Consider the following 19,672-nt stretch of genomic DNA (forward strand, 5'->3'; position numbering starts at 1 on the left):
TAATGTTCTTATTACGAATTATTTACACTAAGCATTTCCGTTGACCCCGTGGATATAAAACCGCTATAATCACAGCTAGGAGTCACAGAGAATTGGGGGAAATGGGGAATGAGGCACTGGTTCGTTGGGCTGATAATCGGTCTCGCCATACTGATGATGAGCGGATCTGCGCGGGCGGCAGAGACTCGGGGTAATGCAGATCTAGTGCATGCTCAGGCTACGGCACCCGCGGGCGTACCGCTGGATGGATTGTTTACCATGAGCGGGGTAGATAACTATACGAAAATAATCGATGCGCAATCAATTCCCAGGTCAATTGCCCAGATTACGCGAAATAGCACCGCAAGCTGGGATATTCAGGCTGGTGCCGTTTGGTCGAAGATCGGGATGACCCGGATGGATAACCGCTTAGACCTCAGCCAGGATGGCGATCTGTCGTTGTGGTTGTATTTTGGTAACAGGCATGCGGCCGCTGCGGAGGGAATGGCCTTTGTCCTGCAGAATCAGGGCACTGGATACGACGATGTGGCTGGTGCTGGCGAATCTTTGGGCGTCTGGGGGAATGACCGAAATGCTTCGTCAACTAGCCCGATTACCTTTCAAGCGTTAGCGAAGAGCTGGGCATTGGAATTCGATACGCGGACCAACGTGTCTAAAACAAATGGTGCGGGGCAGGCATTTGATCTTGATGCGCCAGTCAAGGACGGGATGCACATTGCGAGTGGCTATCCCGCGCTATCGACGACCTATCGCCAGGAGGCGGGGTATCACACGTTGAAGCATACAATGCCCAAAATGGTTGAAGACTTTGCGGATGGCCAGTGGCATCACCTGAGTCTTCACTGGGACGCCCAAGCGAAGGCGATGACGTACGCCTACAATGATCGTGACCCGCAAACGAATAAGTTACGGTCGGGGATGGACATTGTTCGTGATACGCTACCCGTGAACTTGGCCAATCTGGGTATTGATAAGAACAGTGCGGACGCGAAGGTCTACTGGGGATTTACCGGATCGACAAGTAACGACAGATCCAACGCCAGTGAAAACGGCTTGGTAGTCGTGGATAGCGCCGACACCTTGGGGAAACTGGACGCGAGTGCGCAACTGTATAAATCGGCGACAGGTCAGAAGATTGCCGCGAATAGTCAGCTTGCCGCTGGCGAAAAGGTTACGTATCGCTACGTGTTTGATTATGATGCCGCGCAGAGCCGGATGGACATCCAGCCGCTCACCATGCAGTTGGCGCTACCCCAGCAATTGCAATGGCTGAGTGGGGGAGTCAGCTACAATGATGAAGAAATTAGCGAACCCTTTGACACCAAGGAATTAGCCGGTACGGTGATTGTTAAGCCGTGGAAAAGGACGCTGGATAAAACGATCAAGCGCGTGACGGTCACCCTCAATGGTGTCGTGCCACCGGTCACCCAACGGACTCAGGTGCCCGAGGTTCAGAGTCGGTTCTACGGTCCCAACGTTCAGAAGCAATTGACCCTTCCCAGCTACTTTATTCGTAGCGATCTCGCGCTAAAGTTGACGAATCTAGGAAAAGAAACGCAACAGCTCGGCCACAATGAAGCGGCAACGATTACCGGTCGGTTGACGAATGGCGAAAAGCCTTTCTCGGCCGCTGACTTACGGCAGTACTACCTAGTCGTTAAAGTGGGGCAACGCGTGCTACCCACTGTAGACTTGACCGCCAGTCAACGCCCCAACGAGCCGGTGGGGACCTTTCGGCTGAAGGTGGCGGCGAAGGACTTGGCCGTTGGCGACAACTCACTAACGGTAGTCGCCGTGGCCAAAGCCGATACTCGAGTGACCTCGAATCCGCTGAAACTTGACGTGACACGCGCTCCTGGGACGTTACAGTTTACCGATTTGCCACACGATGCTTCATTTAAGGCGACGACCCTGACCGGGCAAACGCTACGGGTTAGGCGCGATGAGGGATGGCAATTAGGTGTACTCGATGAACGAGGGACCGGAAGCCGTTGGCGGCTCAATGTGGCGCTCGCGACGCCCTTTGTCGAGGATGTCACCGGGACACCGCTACGAGGGAAGCTCCTCTTTTCGACGGGAAATACGCAACAAGAGATTGGAACCACTGAAGTTTCTGTGGTGGCCGATCATCAGACGCAAAATGACGCCGAGCGGACGAACGTGGCCGGTGATTGGACGTCCACCTCTGGCCCCACGTTGGAGGTCGCGGGGGACGCGCTACAGGGAAGTTATACTGGGAAATTAATATGGCGGTTGATCGATGCCCCATAACCCGTTGTTTGCCGGTCTTAAAGGGATGATGACTAGGGCTGAGGAGACATAATGGGAGGCTCGGAACGTGGATTTCAACGCGTTGGAACGCCGCCCTGTATGAGTTCCAACCGGAGTGGCGTGTCGGTCGCGGCCCCACTTCGGCTACATAGAAATTGCCGAGAGTCTTTAGTCGTCATTAGCAGGAAAAGTGCGTATAATAGCGAGTAATTTATCGGACGATAAAAATGGTGGTCTGGTAAAATTGCTGGCGATGATAATTATTTTTATAAAAGCCTAGCCCTTAGCACCCGATAATCCTATACTGGTAAGCAAAGGAGGCGGAACACTGTGAAGAAAAGTTCCGATTGTACCGAGATTTTAGTGGGTAAGGCCGCCAGTATGGACGGTTCCACGATTGTTGCGCGTAACGAGGATGGGTATGGGCCCATTAACCCCATTAAGTTCGTGGTGCATCCCGCCACGGATCAGAAGCAGGCAACCTTTACGTCGGCTGTGACTGGCGTTGAGGTCCCGTTACCCGACCACGCTTACCGCTACACGGGCACGCCGCAAGCCGATCAAAGCGACGGCCAATACGAAGAAGCTGGGATCAATGAATTCAACGTGGGAATGAGTGCCACCGAGACGACGGCGACCAACGCCCGTGTGTTGGGTTACGATCCCCTCGTGAACGATGGTATTAATGAAGAGGCCATGATTACGCTGGTCCTGCCGTACATCAAATCAGCCAAGGAAGGGGCCCAACGACTGGGTGCTCTGCTGGAAAAATACGGCACTGGCGAAAGCAACAGTATCGCCTTTAACGACCAGAATGAAATCTGGTACTTGGAAACGGCCGGTGGTCACCACTGGGCCGCCATGCGGTTACCAGAGGACAGCTACGCCATCGCACCCAACCAGACATTGATGCAAGAGGTCGATGTCAATGACGACGCCAACTTCCTCGTGGCGACCGACCTCGTGGATTTCGTGGATCAATACCACTTGAATCCAACGCCGGGACACTTTAACTTCCGGGACATCTTCGGTACGCACGGTGAAGACGATGCGTACTACAACACGCCGCGGACGTGGTACGGTCAGAAATTATTTAATCCAGAAATTACCGACCAACAGCCAACGGATCAGGACATGCCGTTCACCCGGCAACCCAGCAAGAAGATTGCGATTGAAGACGTCGAATTCTTCTTGTCCTCCCACTACAATGGGACGCCGTACGATCCGTTCGGCACGTTTGCTTCCGGTTCTGCTGATGATCAGAAGAAGTACCGGCCAATCGCCATGGATCGGAACCAGTGTTCTTCCATCTTGCAGATTAGAAATGACGTTCCGGCCGATCATGCGGCGATTCAATGGATTGCCATGGGCTTCTTCGCCTACGCACCGTATGTACCGTTCTTTACCAACATTGCGGATACGCCGGAAGACTACAAGAACACGACGACCGAAGTTTCCGTGGATAACGTTTACTGGTTGAACAAGACCTTATCTGTACTGATTGAACCGCATTTCCACGAATTCGTCGACACGGTTAATGCCTTTCGCGAAGGGTGTCAATCTTATGGCCGCGCACGGGTAGCTGCGACGGATACCGCGATTACCGGTGATGCCGCGACCTTCCTGACCCAGAGTAATGCCGAGACCGCCGGTGAAGTTTCCAAGCGGACGCACGCGTTGTTCAATGACCTGGTTAAGCAGGGATTGTTGTTATCCAAGACGGCTTGGGAAAAGGGTCAGAATCTGTAGTCTTGCTGTTGGCGTGATGGTTGCGCCAGCACATCAGTAACCCATTTAAATGAATATGAAAGAGTAAGTTGAGGACAGACCAGGAGGAGCGAACATGAAATGGATGAAGGTTACTTTAGTCGGGAGCTTGGGGCTCGCGCTATGGGGGACGACGACCACGGCCCACGCCGCTAAACGGGTGACGTTGCCACCGTATCCTCAGCAACGCGTATTTACTTTTAAGGCCAAGGGGACGAAGGTGTACAGCTATCCCCGTGCGGCCTATGCGCATAGCAAGGTTCTGGGAACCGCGCAGAGTAAGCAGAAGTTGTGGACGGTGGATAAGGTGGTCACCGTTGGCGGGAAACGCTACGTGCGGTTGAATCAGGTGACGGTCACGCCCCTGAATCACAGTCAGGTAATTGACCCGCACAAGGGCACCACCAGTAAACTAGTGGGTGGCTACGTGGCCCTAAGTCACTTAAAATTTCACCAGCAGATTAAGCAACTCAAGTCGGTGAAGAAGACGGCTTACTGGACGCCAACCACGACGCATGATTTCTGGAATATGCCGAAGAAGACGTTGGGGACCACGGCGGCTAACCATTACGGCACGACTTATGGCTACCGCACCATTTACGCGATTCAAGCGCTGACGACCACGACGAAGCAACGGTACTTATACTTTGAAACGGCTGCGGGCAAGACGATTGGTTGGCTACCGGTCAGTGCAGTCGTGAAGGGAAACTATCCGACTATCATGAAACGGGAGCTAACGCGCGACGGCTTATCGGCCACGAAGCAAGTTGCCACGTTGAATGCCAGCGCCCATATCAAGGTTGGAACTGCGATCAGGGGCGGCCAGATTCAGCGGTTGGTCCTGCTTAAGCAGAATAGTCAGACCATCATCTACGACTATCAGGCAGGCAAGGCCGTGCGTAAGACCACCCGCAGTGCCACGGGTAAGGTGCTGAGCAGTCAGGCCATTGCGCCGGTTGCCACGGTGAAATTCAAACTGGTGGCGACCTTTGATTTGAACGGTCAGACCTATCAGGGGACGGTGGATCCCACGGGCAAGATCGATATCCCGGTCTACTCAGGCTGGATCGCTTAGTCACCCGAAATAGTAACGCATAGCTTCAATTATCTGAAGTGAACACAAAAGGAGTCCAGACAAGTTGTCTGGACTCCTTTGACTTAAAGCCGGGTTGAAGTGGTAAGCTAAGGTTGAGGTGAACGTTGATGGCAAAATCAGAACTAGAAAAATTGGACGCTGGCGAACCCTATTACTTCTTGGATCAGGACGTTGCTGCACGGAAAGCACGCGCTGCCAAGCTTTGTCAGGAGTTCAACCAGATTCCGGCGACCAATCCCGCTGCACAAACGGCGAAAATTAAAGAAATTCTGGGGAGTCACGGTGAGCGGGTCTCAGTTCAGGCCACGTTTAACTGTGATAATGGCCAAAATATTCACGTTGGCGAGGACTTTTTGAGTAATTACAACCTGACCATTTTAGATATTGCCCCCGTAACGATGGGCGATCACGTCATGATTGGCCCCAACGTGGACATCTACACGGTGAACCACCCGTTGCGGGCCGCCGATCGCCGGGGATATTTGGCCCAAGCGCAACCGGTGACTATTGGCAATGACGTCTGGATTGGAGGTAAGGTAGCCATTATGCCCGGCGTGACGGTCGGCGACAACGTGGTCATTGCTGCCGGAGCGATTGTGACGAAGGACGTGCCAGCCAATGTCTTGGTCGGGGGCGTGCCGGCCAGAGTGATTAAGCAATTGCCCTTGGATGGACCACAGCCTAAGGGAAACAGTGATATTGCGCAGATGCTTCGGTAAGGATAAATGAAAAGCGGATCGGGATAGCGTATCCCGGTCCGCTTGTGTTTTAGTAGTGGAAGTCTCAACTTTTTTCTTAATCCGTCGCGGGCACATTTTCCCGAATAACTCGGGCAGGGCTTCCGGCGATGACGACATTGTCGCCAAAGGACTTGGTTACGGTAGAGTTGGCGCCAACGACCACGTTATTTCCTAGGGTGACTCCTGGTAAGATCACGGAACCACCGCCGATCCAGACGTGATCGCCAATGGTGACGGGCTTGCCTAAACCGGTAAATGCATCCCGAGCGGCCGGATCAAGGGGATGATAGGCCGAGTAGATCTGGACGTGCGGCGCCATCATGCAGTGATCGCCGATGGTGACGGGGGCGACGTCCAAGATGACATTATCATAGTTGCAGATGAAGTAGTCCCCCACGTGAATGTTATAGCCAAAGTCACAGCGGAAATTGGGTTGCACCCACGGACTCTTACCAACTGAGCCGAAAAGCTGACGAACTACGTGTTCCTTCTGTTCGGTCGCCGTGTCATCTAGTTCGTTCATGATTTTACATAGCCGCCGGGCCTTGGTCTCCTCGGCTGCCAGTTCGGGATCCATGATATTGTAGGGTTCGCCCGCTAAAAATTTTTCTTTTTCCGTCTTCATTGTGCGTGTGCCTCCAGGTCTTTTCGATTATTGTAGCATAGAAAATTTGATTTGTACGGACTAATTGTAACCGCTAACATTTATCTGGTTACAAACTGATTAACGGTTAGGATGTATCTCAGCTAAAACTTGTGCCCACTAGTCATGTGGACCTTTAATTTACTCGCTAAGCAAACTAGACGGCCTAGTAGCGAATCTGATTGGGGATGGCCTAGAATAAATGCCAAAGCTATGGGGGTGGCTTGTCACCCGTAGCTTGCGCTCAGCTAATAAACAACGGATTATGTCAGGCGACTACCATCAATTCGGCTGATTAGCGTCCATGGCTGAGGCAGTTAGGCTCTCGTGAAGACGGGGGCCTATTTGTATCACCCAAATTAAAACGTTTTCAAAAATTAATCCTGCTCATAATCACGATTTTTGAAAACTAACTTTGCTATAATAAATGGTGCTTGCTAATTTTAATCGATAAGAGGGATTGGAAATGAAGGAATTAAGGGCAGCTGCTGATGGGAAGTGGCTACGATGAATCGTCAACATCATTTACGTGGAATTTTACTCGCGAGTTTTGCCGCCATGTTATGGGGCGTCTCGGGGGTGGCGGCCAGCTCGCTGTTTACCTTCAATTCGCAGGTGACGGCACTCTGGTTGACGCAGGTCAGAATGATTAGTGCCGGCCTAATTCTCCTGGTGATTGCCCGCGTGGTCGGTGCCCAACCGCTCAAAATTTGGCGTCAAAAGTCGACGGCGCTTCGGGTGGTCAGTTACGGCCTATTGGGAATGATCCCGGTACAACTGTGTTATTTTGAGGCCGTTAAATACGGTAATGCACCGATTGCGACCATCATTCAATTCTTAGGGCCCTTTATTATCAGTCTTTACTTTTTAATTTTTAAACACATTACGCCCACGCGACCGGAAGCGGTGGGGATGATTATGGCCTTCTTCGGGACGTTATTAATTGTGACGCATGGGCACCTCAATAGTTTGGCCATTTCGCCAGTCGTTCTCTTCTGGGGCGGCTTATCGGCGATTGGTGTGGCGACGAACACGCTGTTACCGCGCCCCTTACTGCCGAAGTTTGGTGCCTTATCGGTAACTGGCTGGGGCCTGCTGGTAGCGGGACTGTCATTGAATGTCTTCGGACCTTTGTGGCAAGCCAACGTCTACGTAAATGGGGTGGAGATTGGCCTGATTGTCTTTATCATTATCTTTGGGACGGTCTTTCCGTTCCTGATGTTTGCTCATGCGCTGGCGGATATCTTACCTACGACGGCGAGTCTGTTGGACGCTTTCGAACCGCTGGCAGCGACGGTCTTCTCCGTGACCTTTTTAAACGTCCGATTGACCAGCTACGATTTATTCGGCGGGGCGATGATTATTCTCGCCGTGATGGCGTTGTCGCTCAATGGCCGCAAGATGATTAATTTTATCCGCCATTTGGGGACAAATGCTGGCTGAGGGCTTAGACCGACTCAAGGGTGAAAGCTAGAAAATAGCTAGGATCCGTAGTGTGATAAGGATTCTAGCTGTGATAATATGATAGTCGCGTAATGGCCGCCTTACCGTTCGCCAAATTTGGTCTGGATCGCTGTGGGAAGGACGGGCCAAGCCAAAGTGCGATCTTGTCCCTCGCTTTGAGCCGATAATTCACGTCTCAAAGACGCCATTTTCCAAGTAGGACACTTGGAGAATCCTACGGCTGAGACCAAATTTGACTCACTCACGGCTACCTGAAGTGTGCTCAATTAAACTGGCTGAACGTTGTCACCCCAGCGATTCATCGCGTGTTCAGTGACTTTCAACCACCGTAACCGGAGGATCGCTTCTCAGGCCGCAGGTGGCGTTGATGACTAGTTTAATGGCGATAAGCCCTGTCGGCCGAGGATTGGGGCGTGTTCGTAAACTTTCAATCTTCAGTTTAGGGCTAAAAAAATCAACGGGTACGCAGTCAGTCGCTGTGTACCCCTTTTTGGTGGCAGAAAACGGCCGGATCTTGCTTTCCAGGAGGGGATTCGGTATACTAATGAACAATTCAGTCAATTGGCTGAACCCAAGGAGATGATCGACGATGATGGCATCGTTATTTGTACGGAAGAGTGCTGGCTGTTAGCGACACTTTTCTGCAAAACCCTTTCAGAGAAGTGTCTGGTTTAAATCTGAAAGGAAGCAACATTTATGGAACCAACAATCACCGCTTACGAATATAGTTATATCACCCAGCAAGTCAACAGTCTCGTCAGTGCCTATCTGGCCGTCAACGACCGGCGGATGCGCCGCGTGGTCCGTGACACGACAATTGGCAATATTGCCGCGCATTTACCCGCAGACGAACCGCTGGCTCAGGCCTTCTTGGAACGCCTTCAGCCCGATCGGTTGACCCGAGAGGCCGCGGCTAAGCTGTTACCCACGATTGCGCCGCTGGTGATCCCTTTTCCCAGCTTGAGTCAAAAGCAACTGGGCAAGCTATTTCGCAAAGTGAAGAAGTTAAAGCAACCAGAGTGGGGCGATATTGATTTACATGAATTGACCTACCTCGGTTGGAACGACGGTGGCAATCAGAAGAAATATCTGGTCGCGCCGTATCAGGATCGCTTGATTGGGATTCAAGGGGATATGGGGCCCAAGACGGTTAAGGGTGTTTGCGCCATTTGCCAAACAATTGGCAATGTTTCCCTGTTTGTCTCGACCACCAAAAAGTCCGGACTGGGCACCTTTAAACGCAATGGCAATTATATTTGCCGGGATAGCGCTAAGTGCAACCGACAACTGACCGATCCCCAGCCGCTCGCTGACTTCTTAGAAATTGTTCGACCAAAACGTTAATGTAAAAAACGCACCGCAACTTCCCGAGTGAGGGAGAGTCGTGGTGCGTTTCCTGTTTTCTAGAGGAGAATCTTAGGGTTAAGCGACGTCTTTAATCTTCAGCGTCATCGCGTTAATCGCGACGATAATGGTACTCAGTGACATCACAATCGCCCCGACCATTGGATCAAGCATGAAGCCGATTGGCGCCAGCACACCGGCGGCCAAAGGAATGGCAATCAGGTTGTAACCAGCTCCCCACCAGAGGTTTTCGGTCATCTTGCGGTGCGTTGCCCGGGCCAAATCCAAGAACTGGATCACGTCGGCAGGGTCGCTGGATACCAGAATGATGTCGGCGGATTCAATCGCCACGTCCGTTCCGGAACCAATCGCCATGCCGATGTCGGCGCGGGCCAGACTAGGCGCATCGTTGACCCCATCACCGATGAAGAGAACCTTGCCCTGGGCCTGATATTGTTGAACCAACCGTTCCTTATCTTCGGGGAGTAGCCGAGCCTGCACATCGTCAATGCCCACGGCTGCGGCAACCTTGGCTGCCGTTTCCTGATTATCTCCCGTCAACATGACTGGCGTGATGCCTTGGTTCTTCAGGGAAGCCACGAGCTTGGCTGCGGCGGGCTTGATTTGATCGCCTTGAGCGACCAACCCGAGAACTTGGTCACCAGCGACTAAGTAGCTGATGGAGTTACCTTCGCCAGCCAACGCCGTGAACTGATCGTGATCGTAGGCCAGTTGCTTTTGTTCCAAATAGTTGACCGAGACCACGCCGTACGTGATGCCGGCAATCGTACCAAATTGACCCAGGCCGGTCTCTTGATGCGTGTCGGTCGCAGCGTCAGGCGTTAACTGCTTAGCCTTCGCTGCGGTTAAGATTCCAGTGGCTAGCGGGTGACTGGACCCAGCTTCCAGGCTGGCCATGAGGGTGAGAATGTCATCGTCGGTGTGGGCATCATCTAAGCTAATCAGATGGTTAACCTTGAATTCGCCACGGGTTAACGTCCCGGTCTTGTCCATCAGGGCGTATTTCAACTGATTAACCTGTTCCATTGCGGTCCGGTTACGAATCAGTAGGCCGTTCTGAGCGGCCAATGCCGTGCTCCGGGAGACGACCAGTGGAACAGCCAATCCCAGTGCGTGGGGGCAGGCGATGACGAAGACGGCGACGGCGACGGGCAGGGCCACGGCTAAGTTCGCCACGGTTAACCAGATGATGAAGGCTAAGATGCCGGCAAATAAAGCGGCGTAGAATAGCCAACCAGCGACCCGATCGGCTAGATTTTCTGATTTGGACTTGGCATTTTTAGCGTCCTTAATCAGGGCCATGACCTGAGCCAAATACCCAGAGTCTCCGGTTCCTGTGACCTTCGCGGTAATGGTGCCATCCCCGTTAACGGCCCCACCGATGACAGCATCACCGATAGTCTTGTGAACGGCTTTGGATTCACCCGTCACGAGAGATTCGTTAACTTCAGAATGACCGGTGAGAATCGTGGCGTCGGCGGGAATCTGTTCGCCGGCACGAATGGAAACGGTTTGGCCAACCTGCAAGTCGCTTAATTTCACATCGGTAAGGTTGCCTTGTTCATCGACCACGTGGGCTTCTTGGGGTAACAACTTTCCCAGAGCGTCCACTGCGGAGCCGGCGTTCATGACCGTATTCATTTCAATCCAGTGGCCCAGCAACATGATCACAATCAATGTCGATAACTCCCAGAAGAAGTTGTTGACCATCGGGGTGACGTGAAAGAGGTTGTTGGCAATCACGGCGTAGATGCTGTAGACGTAAGCCACGCCGATCCCCATGGCAATCAGGGTCATCATCGCCGGTTGCTTCATCTGTAGTTCGGCCTTGGCGCCACTGAAGAAGGGGGCGCCTCCGTAGAAGAACAGGATCGTACCGAGGATGGCAACGATCCAGTCGCTCCCAGGAAAGACCAATTGGAAGGGCAGCGTCATGCCCATCATGGGCGACATCAAAATCACGGGGATGGTGAGAATCAAGGAAACCCAGAACTTACGCTTAAGGTTGCCCATGTGCATCATGTGCCCGTCGCCCATGTCCATATCCATATCGCTCATGTCCATGTGACTCATATCCATATGGTCCATGTTCATATGGTCCATGTCATTGTGTTCATCCATGTTCATTTGATGGTGGTCCATCCCCTTCATATCGTGCTGCATGTTCATGTGGGTCATGCCCAGATGACGTTCAGATGTTTTCATACCTAGCAACTCCCTTCATAGCCGTCCGGTAGGCAGTCGCACGCGATGGTGGCTGGTGCCGTAGCTAACTTCGTTTGTAAATGTGTAATCAATTCTTGAATATCGGCTTGACTCAGTTCGGTTTGGTCGATGGCGTGGACAAAGGCTTTGCCTCGGCACATCGCACACATCTGCTCGAGCTGACCAGAGAGTGCAGTGTCCATCGCGGTTTGCTCAGGAATGAGCGGTGTGTAAATAAACTGACGGCCGTTTTTCGTCGTCTCTAGCGCGCCCTTCTTGACCAATCGCCCGATCAAGGTTTTAATGGTAGCAGCCTTCCAATCATGTTGCTGGCTGACCAAGTCGATGATCGTGTGGCTATCGGCTTGTCCAAGGGTCCAGACAATCCGCATCACACACCACTCGGCGTCGGTAATGGTTTCAGTAATTTCAGTCGTTGGCACAGTGAGTCACTCCTTTGTTTACAGTTGTAATTCAATTGATATTTAGAGTTTACATCTGTAAACGTATGCTGTCAAGAGGAAAGTTTGATCCCTCCTGTTACAGAGAATACGGCCCAATTACAAATAGAATAATAAGAAATTAAAATTTAAGCAAGATTCCCCGGAACCGTGGTTTTACCTGCTACACTTTGTATAATTGAGAGATAAGTTAGATTACGAAGGGAGCTTACGTGCTCGTGGTTCTTTTAAAACATTGGTTACGCACCCTTGTTGTGGCCGGACTCGCGCTGTTCATGCTCGCACCGGGAACGGCCCAGGCGGCGACAAAGACCGTCAGTAAGGTGCCGGCTCGGGCGGCGTACGTCATGGATGCCAACAGTGGTCAGGTCCTTTACCAACAAAACGCGGATAAACGATACCCAATTGCCTCATTATCCAAACTATTAACGGTTTACCTCACCGTCAAAGCGATTAACGACGGGAAACTTAGTTGGGATGACGAGGTGACCATGCCACAAAACCTTATTAAATTAAGCCATAGCTATGCGTATTCGTCGCTACGTATGAAGTCCGGCGAGACGTTTACTGTCCGCCAATTGGTTGCGGCAGCGATGATTGCGTCGTCTAATAGTGCCGCAACGGAACTGGGAGAAGTGGTCGCCGGTAGTAATGCCAAGTTTATCGCGCTGATGAATCAACAGAGCGAGGACTGGGGGTTGGAGGCGCATTTCATTAGTTCGTCGGGTCTGGACAACTCTGACCTGAAGGACTATGACCTCGTGTTACCCGATACGGGCAAGAATGAACAAAATCTAGTCTCGGCTAAGGCCATCACCAAGGTGGCCCAGCAACTGCTCAAGGCCGATCCACAGATTACGGACATCGCCAGCAAGACGGAAGATAAGATTAACGGGACGGCTATTTATAATGAAAATAGTTGTCTGCCGGGTAAGTCCCAATATAAGAAGGAAAGTGGCATCGATGGGCTCAAGACTGGCTACACCGAGAATGCCAAGCTGTGCTTCACGGCAACTTATACGGTTAATGGGCAACGCATGGTGGCCACTATCCTAGGTGGGGATACCACGTTTTCCGCCATGAACAAGTTGATTAAGCAATTGAAGCAAGTGTATAGTTTGGAGACGACGCCCTTAACGACTCAACGGATCTCGCTATCGAATGGGCTGGCTACCAAGGTCATGGCAACGCCGACAACTTCTCAGGCAGGGGTCTGGTATCAGGATAAGACGGCTAATTTAACCACGAAGGTGGAGACTAAATTAACGCCGACACAGTTAAGCACGGGGACGGTCGATGCGGGTGATCCGGTAGCCCAAGCAACGGTCACCGATACGCAGACGGGCGCTAAGCAACAGGTAACGTACCGTGCTCAGCAGACGACTACCTTATTTGCGGAACGGGCCGTCTTTGCGGCGAAAAATAACGTTGACCAGTTAATGGCCGTGTTGCGGCAGCCACTGAATAGTTTGTTTTAGGGTTTTTAAAAGTTGAAAGATTGCGAACACGCTCCAGTTTCCAGCTGACAAGGCCTATCGCTATTAAACCGACCTGCGGCTGCCAGCCTACGACTATCATATTATGATGGATGGTATCCTTGTTACACTACGGATTCTAGCTATTTGCTAACTTTCAGTTAAATTAATGAATATCGTATCGGAGTTGCGGCTGAAGTCGTGACTCTTTTTTTATAGTTCGATTATCGACTAACATAGGTAGGAAGCCGATGCGTGAATATAGCCAGGAGGTGATTTAGAGTCGGAAACGGGCCATCCAATAAGTTGTTTGCCAAATGAATGGCCTGGAGCTGTGTAAATCAGCTAATAAATGTAGTAAAATTGTGCAATTTTGATAAGACCAAAATGAGCACAAACGGCGTTGCGATAAGTTTAGTAAATATGTGATCGCTATCAGTAAAAATGTTACTTAAATTTGTTTAGGTGGTATATCAGAACGAAAAAACCGCAATTTCTTGGTTTTTAGTGAAAACGCCAACATTTTTATTTTGAAATTTACCGCGAATTTTATAATCAAGTTAGCCACCCATGTTGATTGATCAAAAAATGGTCAAAAAAAGACACCAAGACGAAAAATCAGGTATCATTGAAGTTCCAACACTAAACAATGAGAGAGGTTTTCGTCTTGACGCAACAACAGCTTACCACAAATCGTCAAAAGGGTCACCACTTAACTCAAATTGAACGTGGAATGATTGCTTCTCTACACTCCGAAGGCCATTCTGCACGCCAGATTGCATCTATTATCGGTGTTAGTCATCAAACCATTAATAATGAGCTTTCTCGTGGCACTATTAAGCAGGTTAAGAAGATTAACGGAGAGAAGCACTACCTTAAGGTTTATTGTCCTGAAGCAGCTCAGGCTCGCTATGAGGAGAACCGGTCCAATAGTAGACGTCCATTAAAGTTTAAGCAAGTCACCGACTTCCTAGCCTACTTTGATGACAAGTTTCACACGGAGCACTGGTCACCCGACGCAACGGTAGGATATGCTAAAAAGCACCGTTTATTTTCACCTCATAAGATGATTTGTGCGAAGACACTGTACAACTATATTGATGCACAATTATTGGAGATCCGCAATATCGATCTTGTGGAGAAAGTAAGACGCCGAATGGCTCATCATAAAACAACGAAAGTTAAACGGCTGGCCGGTTCTAAAAGTATTGATGAACGCCCCAAGAAGGTCAATAACCGTCATGAGTTTGGACATTTTGAAATTGATACCGTTGTTGGTGAGCGTAATGGTAGCCAGAGCGTCTTGTTGACTTTCACAGAGCGTAAAACACGCTTTGAAATAGTCTGCTTGATTGAGGGTAAAGACGCAGATTCAGTATCGTATGCATTGCGAAATATTGTTAATCAATATGGTGATATTATCAAGACCGTGACGGCAGATAATGGTACTGAGTTTACGACCTTAGAGACTGCACTGAATGGCATAGCTGACACTTATTTTGCCCACCCGTACACATCTTCAGAACGAGGCACTAATGAAGTTCATAATCGGATGCTTCGTCGCTATTTTCCCAAGGGGCAATCACTCGACATTGCCACTCCAAGCCAAGTTCAGATTGCTCAATCGCATCTGAACAACCTGCCTCGGCGAATTTTAAAGTTCAAAACACCAGCCGAAGCTTTTGAAAGAGAAGTCAAGCGTGCTCGCAAGGCTCATACTGCTTAGCTTTCTTCAATTGAAACTCACTGAAACCTTTCCGCCAGCTGTCTTCGCCTGCGCTGGCTAACTTGCACTTGCAATTTGCGTTTTGAAATTTACGGGAAATCACAAGGTCACTCTGAATGCTGTTATAGCAATGCTTTTGACTTGATTAATTGGTAGCGAATTGGCTACCAGATCTCATAAATCTTTTAATTTGAGGTTGAAAGCGATTTCTACACGTGGTACGCTGAACCTAACTTGTATATTAGTTGCAAGGGAGCGTTACCGGAAATACCCTAGCTAGGATGACCCAACAGCGTTCAGTTTTGCTCTTATTTTGCTCGTTTAGACTATATATTTTAGGAAGTGTCAGGAAAATTGGATAAAACACAAAAAACCATTACCATCGACGCGCAGCCTTTTAATATAAAAGACCGTATCGGTTATATGTTTGGTGATATTGGGAATAACTTCTCATTCAACGTTATCAACTCGTTCTTAATGATTTTCTACACCAACGTCCTGGGGTTAACCGGGGCTCAAGTTGGGATTTTGTTCTTAACCGCTCGGTTCGTTGATGCTTTTGCGGATATTATGGTTGGTCGGTTTGTCGATAATAGTAAGTTACATAAGAGTGGGCGATTCCAACCTTGGATGAACCGGATGAAGTACCCACTGATGATCGCCTTTATTTTGACATTCGTGCCAATTGTTAAAGACTGGGCAATGCCAGCTCGGTTGGCTTACGTCTTCATCACGTACTTATCATGGGGGATCTTCTACTCCTCCGTTAACATCCCTTATGGGTCTATGGCTTCTGCCATTAGTGGTGACCCTAACGACAAAACTTCATTGTCCACTTTCCGGGCAATTGGTTCTGCCGTCGGGAGTGCATTGACGAGTTACGTTTTGCCATTAATCATTTATGTAGGCGCTTCCCAAAAGATTTCTGGGAGCCGTTTCTTCTGGGTTGTTGTTGGCTGTGCCATCATCGCCTGGGCTTGCTACACGTTAACGACAGCCTTGACTACTGAACGTGTGCGGACTGAAAAGTCTGAAAAGGTGCCATTATCACGCTTGGTCAAAGGTTTGTTTGAAAACAAGGCCTTAGTTGTCTTGGTTCTGGTTGATATCTTAATCGTTATCAACCAAAACTTATCCGGGACGTTATTAACGTACCTGTTCAACGATTACTTCAAGGATACTAAAGCCTTAAGTATTGCGTTGGTCTTCAACTTTGCGACGGTTATTCTGTTGGCCCCATTCAGTAACTGGATGACGCGGACGTTTGGTCGTAAGGAATGTTCTATCGTGGCCTTATTCATTGGTGCCGCTATCTACGGAATCTTAATGGTTACGCGGACACAAAGCGCCGGCTTCTACCTGGTTATGTTGTTCTTCGGTTCCTTAGGTGCCGGGGTCTTCAACCTGATGGTCTGGGCCTTCATCACCGATGTTATTGATAATCACGAAGTCTTAACGGGTGTTCGTGAAGATGGGGTTGTTTACGGAGTTAACTCATTTGCTCGTAAGGTAGCCCAAGCGATCGCCGGTGGTTTCGGTGGATTTATGTTGACCTTTATTGGTTACAAGTCTTCAACTGGTGGTGGTGCTGAACAGACCACGACCGTTGTTAATCACATTTACACCTTGGCAACTGGTGTGCCAACCTTCTGCCTGTTATTAGCTGGTTTGGTCTTACTGTTCTTCTACCCATTGAGTAAGAAGCGCGTTAACGCCAACGCTGCTAAGTTAGCTGAAATTCACTCTGAAAACGCTGAAGAGGAAGAAGAAGCTAAGTAAAAGACACGATCTAAAATGTAGGTAAATCTAAAAGGAGTTGCTCTTATCATCAACATGAATGATAAGAGCAACTCCTTTTGTGTGGAATAGTAAAGGTTTAATCCACCGATTTCAACGCATCCAGCATATTAATTCGCTTCAGCTTGCGGTGCATCAGCCACATCACTAGTAGGCTGAAAGCCAGCGTTAGCGCGGCCGAGTAGACATAGCTGAGCGGGTGAATGCCTGGCGAGAACATCAGGCTATCCGTTTCCGCCGTATTGAGAATATAGCTGTGAAGCCAATCGCCCATGAAGCAGCCGAGCAGAATGCCCATGACGGTCAGAATCAGGTTTTCCCTAAAGATGTACATCGTCACTTCGCGATCATAGAAGCCCAGCACCTTGATGGTGGATAGCTCCCGAATTCGTTCGGAAACGTTGATGTTGGTAAGGTTGTACAGAACCACCAGCGCCAGCGCTCCGGCCGCGACCACGAAGATGATGACGACCAGGTCCATGGTATCCAGCATCTGGAAGTTGTTCTGTTTCTCCGTACTGAGCAGTGTGACGTTCAGCATGCCTTTGGTCTTGAGCAAGTCACTGGCAAATTGGTTTTGAGCCCGCTTACCGTGATGGGTGAACTGCACCAAGTTGCCGTTGTAGACGGCCTTGTGGTCAAAGACTTGGTGGTAGTCATGTGGTGACATGTAGATGAAGTGATTGACGTAGTTCTCCGCAATCGCAGTCACGCGAACGTTTTTGGCCCGGTGATTGCCGAGTTTCACGGGTAACTGATCCCCCACCTTAACGTGGTACAACTTGGCTAATTTTTCATCGATAATCGCGCCGTGATTGTTGAGGGAATAGGCTCGGTGGCTCTGGCGCTGTCGGAGAACGACGAACTTCTTGAGCTGGCGCGGATGTTGCGGCACGCTCAACGTGGCCGTTTGGTTGGCGACACCGGTTCGTTCAACAGTGACCTGAGACTGCTTGAGCACCAAGTCATCCTGATACAGCGGCTGCCGGTGAAGGGCGCGTCGTTGCGCCGAAGTCTGGGTGCCATTACGCACGACAATTGCGTCGTAATGCCAGAGTTGATTGAACTGTTTGACGCTGATATCACCGATGGAATCCTTGAGGCCAAAGCCGGTGATCATCATGGCCATACAACCGGCAATTCCGAGGACGGTCATCAACAGGCGTTGCTTATAACGAAAGAGATTTCGCAACGTCACCTTGTGGTTGAAGCTTAACCGCCGCCAGAGACCGTGCCAGTGTTCGAGCCACAGTGTTTTGCCGGCCTTGGGGGCCTTGGGCTGCATTAAGATAGTGGGACTACTGTGCAGGTCAACTCGCAAGACGATGGCCGCGCTTCCCATGGTGCAGGCTAACGCGATGATGAGGGCAATGATAATATCGCCCCAGAGATACTGAACGTTGATGGCGGGGAGGTTGTACATACTCCCATAGGCTTGGGCGATGAATCGAGGGAAAAAGTTGACACCAAAGCCGACGCCTAGTAAGGTTCCCAGCAAACTCGCAAGACCACCGTAAATCATAAACTCACTGCCGATGGCGAGATTGCTGTAGCCGAGAGCTTTGAGTGTCCCCATTTGAATGCGTAGCTCGGCGACCATGCGCGTCATGGTCGTCAGACAGATCAGTGCGGCGATGGCGATGAAGAAGAGGGGAAAGACCGTGGACAATGCGACCACCCGCTGTGTATTCTCGTGGTATTCGCTGTAGCCGGGATTGGCCGCCCGTCCGGTGTACAGATAGGTTGGTTGGCCGATGGCAGCAATCTTAGCTTGGGCCTGGCGCATTTGCTTCTGTGCACCGATCAGAATCGGTGACTCAGCCGGGAGCTGTTGCGCCAATTGCTTAACTTGGGCGCGCTTGGGCGCCAGTTGCGCGGTCGCCTGGCGCTTGAGCTGGGCCTGTCGTTGGGCTGCGCGCGGCTTGAACCAGGTCTTGAGCTTGGTGGTATTGGTTTTATTTAGGCGCTTGTATGTCGCCGAGTAGGGGGTGACTTGCGCGAGGTTCTTGAATTGAATATCTAGGCGACTGGCCACCCGTTGCGTCAAGGTACCGGGTTTAACCAATGCGAAATAATCCAACGTCCCCTTGCCGACGGTCGTCACACCACGGGTCGTCTTTTCAATGTAGCGCGGCGAGTTGACGAAGCCCACGACCTTGAATGTTCGTCGATTGAAGGTGCGGTTGAGTTTCTGGGTCGTGGCAATCCGGTAGGTCGATCCCAACTTCAAGTGCGGCTGAACGGTTCGTGCTTGTTGGTCGAGCACCATTTCATTGGCCTTGTGGGGTAAGCGACCACTGACCATGGTCAGCCGATTGACCCGCTGTTTATCTGGTATCTCGGCCACCCGGACAGTCTGATTGTTGTTGAGTTGATTGATGTCCACGTATTTAACGGCTTGATAGGCTACCTGATTGCGATGGCGATGAAGGACGGCTAGATCTTGCTTTGTCAGCCCCGCCGTGGACTGCACACTATTGGTGGCTAGCTTTTGTTGGGCGTAGTAGTCATCGGCGGCCTGTAACATGTCTGGTCCGGTGGCCCGAATCCCGGTGTAGAAGGCCACGCCGAGAAAAATAATCAGCATGATTGAGAGAAACCGGGCTTTGGAACGCCGAATTTCACGAAAAATGGCTTTAAAATAACTCGCTGTCATTCGCGT

The 19,672-nt window shown here is 50.5% G+C and carries 13 protein-coding genes; 9 read left to right on the plus strand and 4 right to left on the minus strand.

The features are described 5' to 3' along the window. The first annotated feature begins 153 nt into the window (after positions 1-153). From KB236_10710 to KB236_10725, 4 genes are all read left to right on the plus strand, one after another. Complete coding sequence (locus KB236_10710; protein ID UIF28977.1) at positions 154-2,271, plus strand: hypothetical protein; 2,118 nt, start codon at positions 154-156, stop codon at positions 2,269-2,271. A gap of 330 nt (positions 2,272-2,601) precedes the next feature. Further along, entirely contained in the window at positions 2,602-4,020 is a 1,419-nt protein-coding gene (locus KB236_10715) for a C69 family dipeptidase (GenBank protein UIF28978.1), read from the plus strand. Positions 4,021-4,114: 94 nt separating this feature from the next. After that, positions 4,115-5,113 (plus strand): hypothetical protein, encoded by a 999-nt coding sequence (locus KB236_10720; protein UIF28979.1) that lies wholly within the window; start codon positions 4,115-4,117, stop codon positions 5,111-5,113. 128 nt (positions 5,114-5,241) lie between these two features. After that, on the plus strand, positions 5,242-5,853 hold the full coding sequence (locus KB236_10725; protein ID UIF28980.1) for a sugar O-acetyltransferase: 612 nt from the start codon (positions 5,242-5,244) through the stop codon (positions 5,851-5,853). Between the two features lie 76 nt (positions 5,854-5,929). Here KB236_10725 and KB236_10730 read toward each other — a convergent pair whose 3' ends face one another. Continuing rightward, a complete protein-coding gene (locus KB236_10730) occupies positions 5,930-6,499 on the minus strand; it encodes a sugar O-acetyltransferase (protein UIF28981.1) in 570 nt (189 codons plus the stop codon). A gap of 525 nt (positions 6,500-7,024) precedes the next feature. Here KB236_10730 and KB236_10735 point away from each other — a divergent pair. Together KB236_10735 and KB236_10740 are read left to right on the plus strand one after the other, a co-directional pair. Then, positions 7,025-7,960: an EamA family transporter gene (locus tag KB236_10735; protein UIF28982.1), complete on the plus strand. Its 936-nt coding sequence runs from the start codon at positions 7,025-7,027 to the stop codon at positions 7,958-7,960. 717 nt (positions 7,961-8,677) lie between these two features. Then, entirely contained in the window at positions 8,678-9,325 is a 648-nt protein-coding gene (locus KB236_10740; protein UIF28983.1) for a FusB/FusC family EF-G-binding protein, read from the plus strand. A 78-nt stretch (positions 9,326-9,403) separates the two neighbouring features. On the opposite strand, the gene KB236_10745 is transcribed toward KB236_10740, so the two are convergent. Together KB236_10745 and KB236_10750 are read right to left on the minus strand one after the other, a co-directional pair. After that, positions 9,404-11,551, minus strand: coding sequence for a copper-translocating P-type ATPase (locus tag KB236_10745; protein ID UIF28984.1), 2,148 nt, complete (start codon positions 11,549-11,551; stop codon positions 9,404-9,406). 2 nt (positions 11,552-11,553) lie between these two features. Then, a complete protein-coding gene (locus KB236_10750; GenBank protein ID UIF28985.1) occupies positions 11,554-11,994 on the minus strand; it encodes a CopY/TcrY family copper transport repressor in 441 nt (146 codons plus the stop codon). Positions 11,995-12,287: 293 nt separating this feature from the next. On the opposite strand from KB236_10750, the gene KB236_10755 reads away from it, so the two are divergent. The 3 genes from KB236_10755 to KB236_10765 all read left to right on the plus strand — a co-directional run bounded on the left by KB236_10755 (position 12,288) and on the right by KB236_10765 (position 16,992). After that, the gene (locus KB236_10755; protein UIF30359.1) at positions 12,288-13,490 is read left to right on the plus strand and encodes a serine hydrolase; all 1,203 of its coding nucleotides are present in this window, start codon (positions 12,288-12,290) and stop codon (positions 13,488-13,490) included. Between the two features lie 646 nt (positions 13,491-14,136). Next, positions 14,137-15,213, plus strand: coding sequence for an IS30 family transposase (locus tag KB236_10760; protein UIF28986.1), 1,077 nt, complete (start codon positions 14,137-14,139; stop codon positions 15,211-15,213). 354 nt (positions 15,214-15,567) lie between these two features. Beyond that, positions 15,568-16,992: a glycoside-pentoside-hexuronide (GPH):cation symporter gene (locus tag KB236_10765; GenBank protein ID UIF28987.1), complete on the plus strand. Its 1,425-nt coding sequence runs from the start codon at positions 15,568-15,570 to the stop codon at positions 16,990-16,992. A gap of 97 nt (positions 16,993-17,089) precedes the next feature. On the opposite strand, the gene KB236_10770 is transcribed toward KB236_10765, so the two are convergent. Next, a complete protein-coding gene (locus KB236_10770) occupies positions 17,090-19,666 on the minus strand; it encodes an ABC transporter permease (GenBank protein ID UIF28988.1) in 2,577 nt (858 codons plus the stop codon). Positions 19,667-19,672 lie beyond the last annotated feature (6 nt).

Origin of the sequence: Levilactobacillus brevis, from assembly GCA_021383565.1 — a bacterium.
In the GTDB taxonomy this organism is placed as follows: Bacteria; Bacillota; Bacilli; order Lactobacillales; family Lactobacillaceae; genus Levilactobacillus; species Levilactobacillus brevis_B.

Excerpts from the sequence above, each read along its gene's own strand:
- KB236_10710 (UIF28977.1), top strand. The coding sequence starts at position 154 with ATGATGAGCGGATCTGCGCGGGCGGCAGAGACTCGGGGTAATGCAGAT.
- KB236_10725 (UIF28980.1), top strand. The coding sequence starts at position 5,242 with ATGGCAAAATCAGAACTAGAAAAATTGGACGCTGGCGAACCCTATTAC.
- KB236_10770 (UIF28988.1), bottom strand. The coding sequence starts at position 19,666 with ATGACAGCGAGTTATTTTAAAGCCATTTTTCGTGAAATTCGGCGTTCC.
- KB236_10755 (UIF30359.1), top strand. The coding sequence starts at position 12,288 with ATGCTCGCACCGGGAACGGCCCAGGCGGCGACAAAGACCGTCAGTAAG.
- KB236_10730 (UIF28981.1), bottom strand. The coding sequence starts at position 6,499 with ATGAAGACGGAAAAAGAAAAATTTTTAGCGGGCGAACCCTACAATATC.
- KB236_10720 (UIF28979.1), top strand. The coding sequence starts at position 4,115 with ATGAAATGGATGAAGGTTACTTTAGTCGGGAGCTTGGGGCTCGCGCTA.
- KB236_10745 (UIF28984.1), bottom strand. The coding sequence starts at position 11,551 with ATGAAAACATCTGAACGTCATCTGGGCATGACCCACATGAACATGCAG.
- KB236_10735 (UIF28982.1), top strand. The coding sequence starts at position 7,025 with ATGAATCGTCAACATCATTTACGTGGAATTTTACTCGCGAGTTTTGCC.
- KB236_10760 (UIF28986.1), top strand. The coding sequence starts at position 14,137 with ATGAGAGAGGTTTTCGTCTTGACGCAACAACAGCTTACCACAAATCGT.
- KB236_10740 (UIF28983.1), top strand. The coding sequence starts at position 8,678 with ATGGAACCAACAATCACCGCTTACGAATATAGTTATATCACCCAGCAA.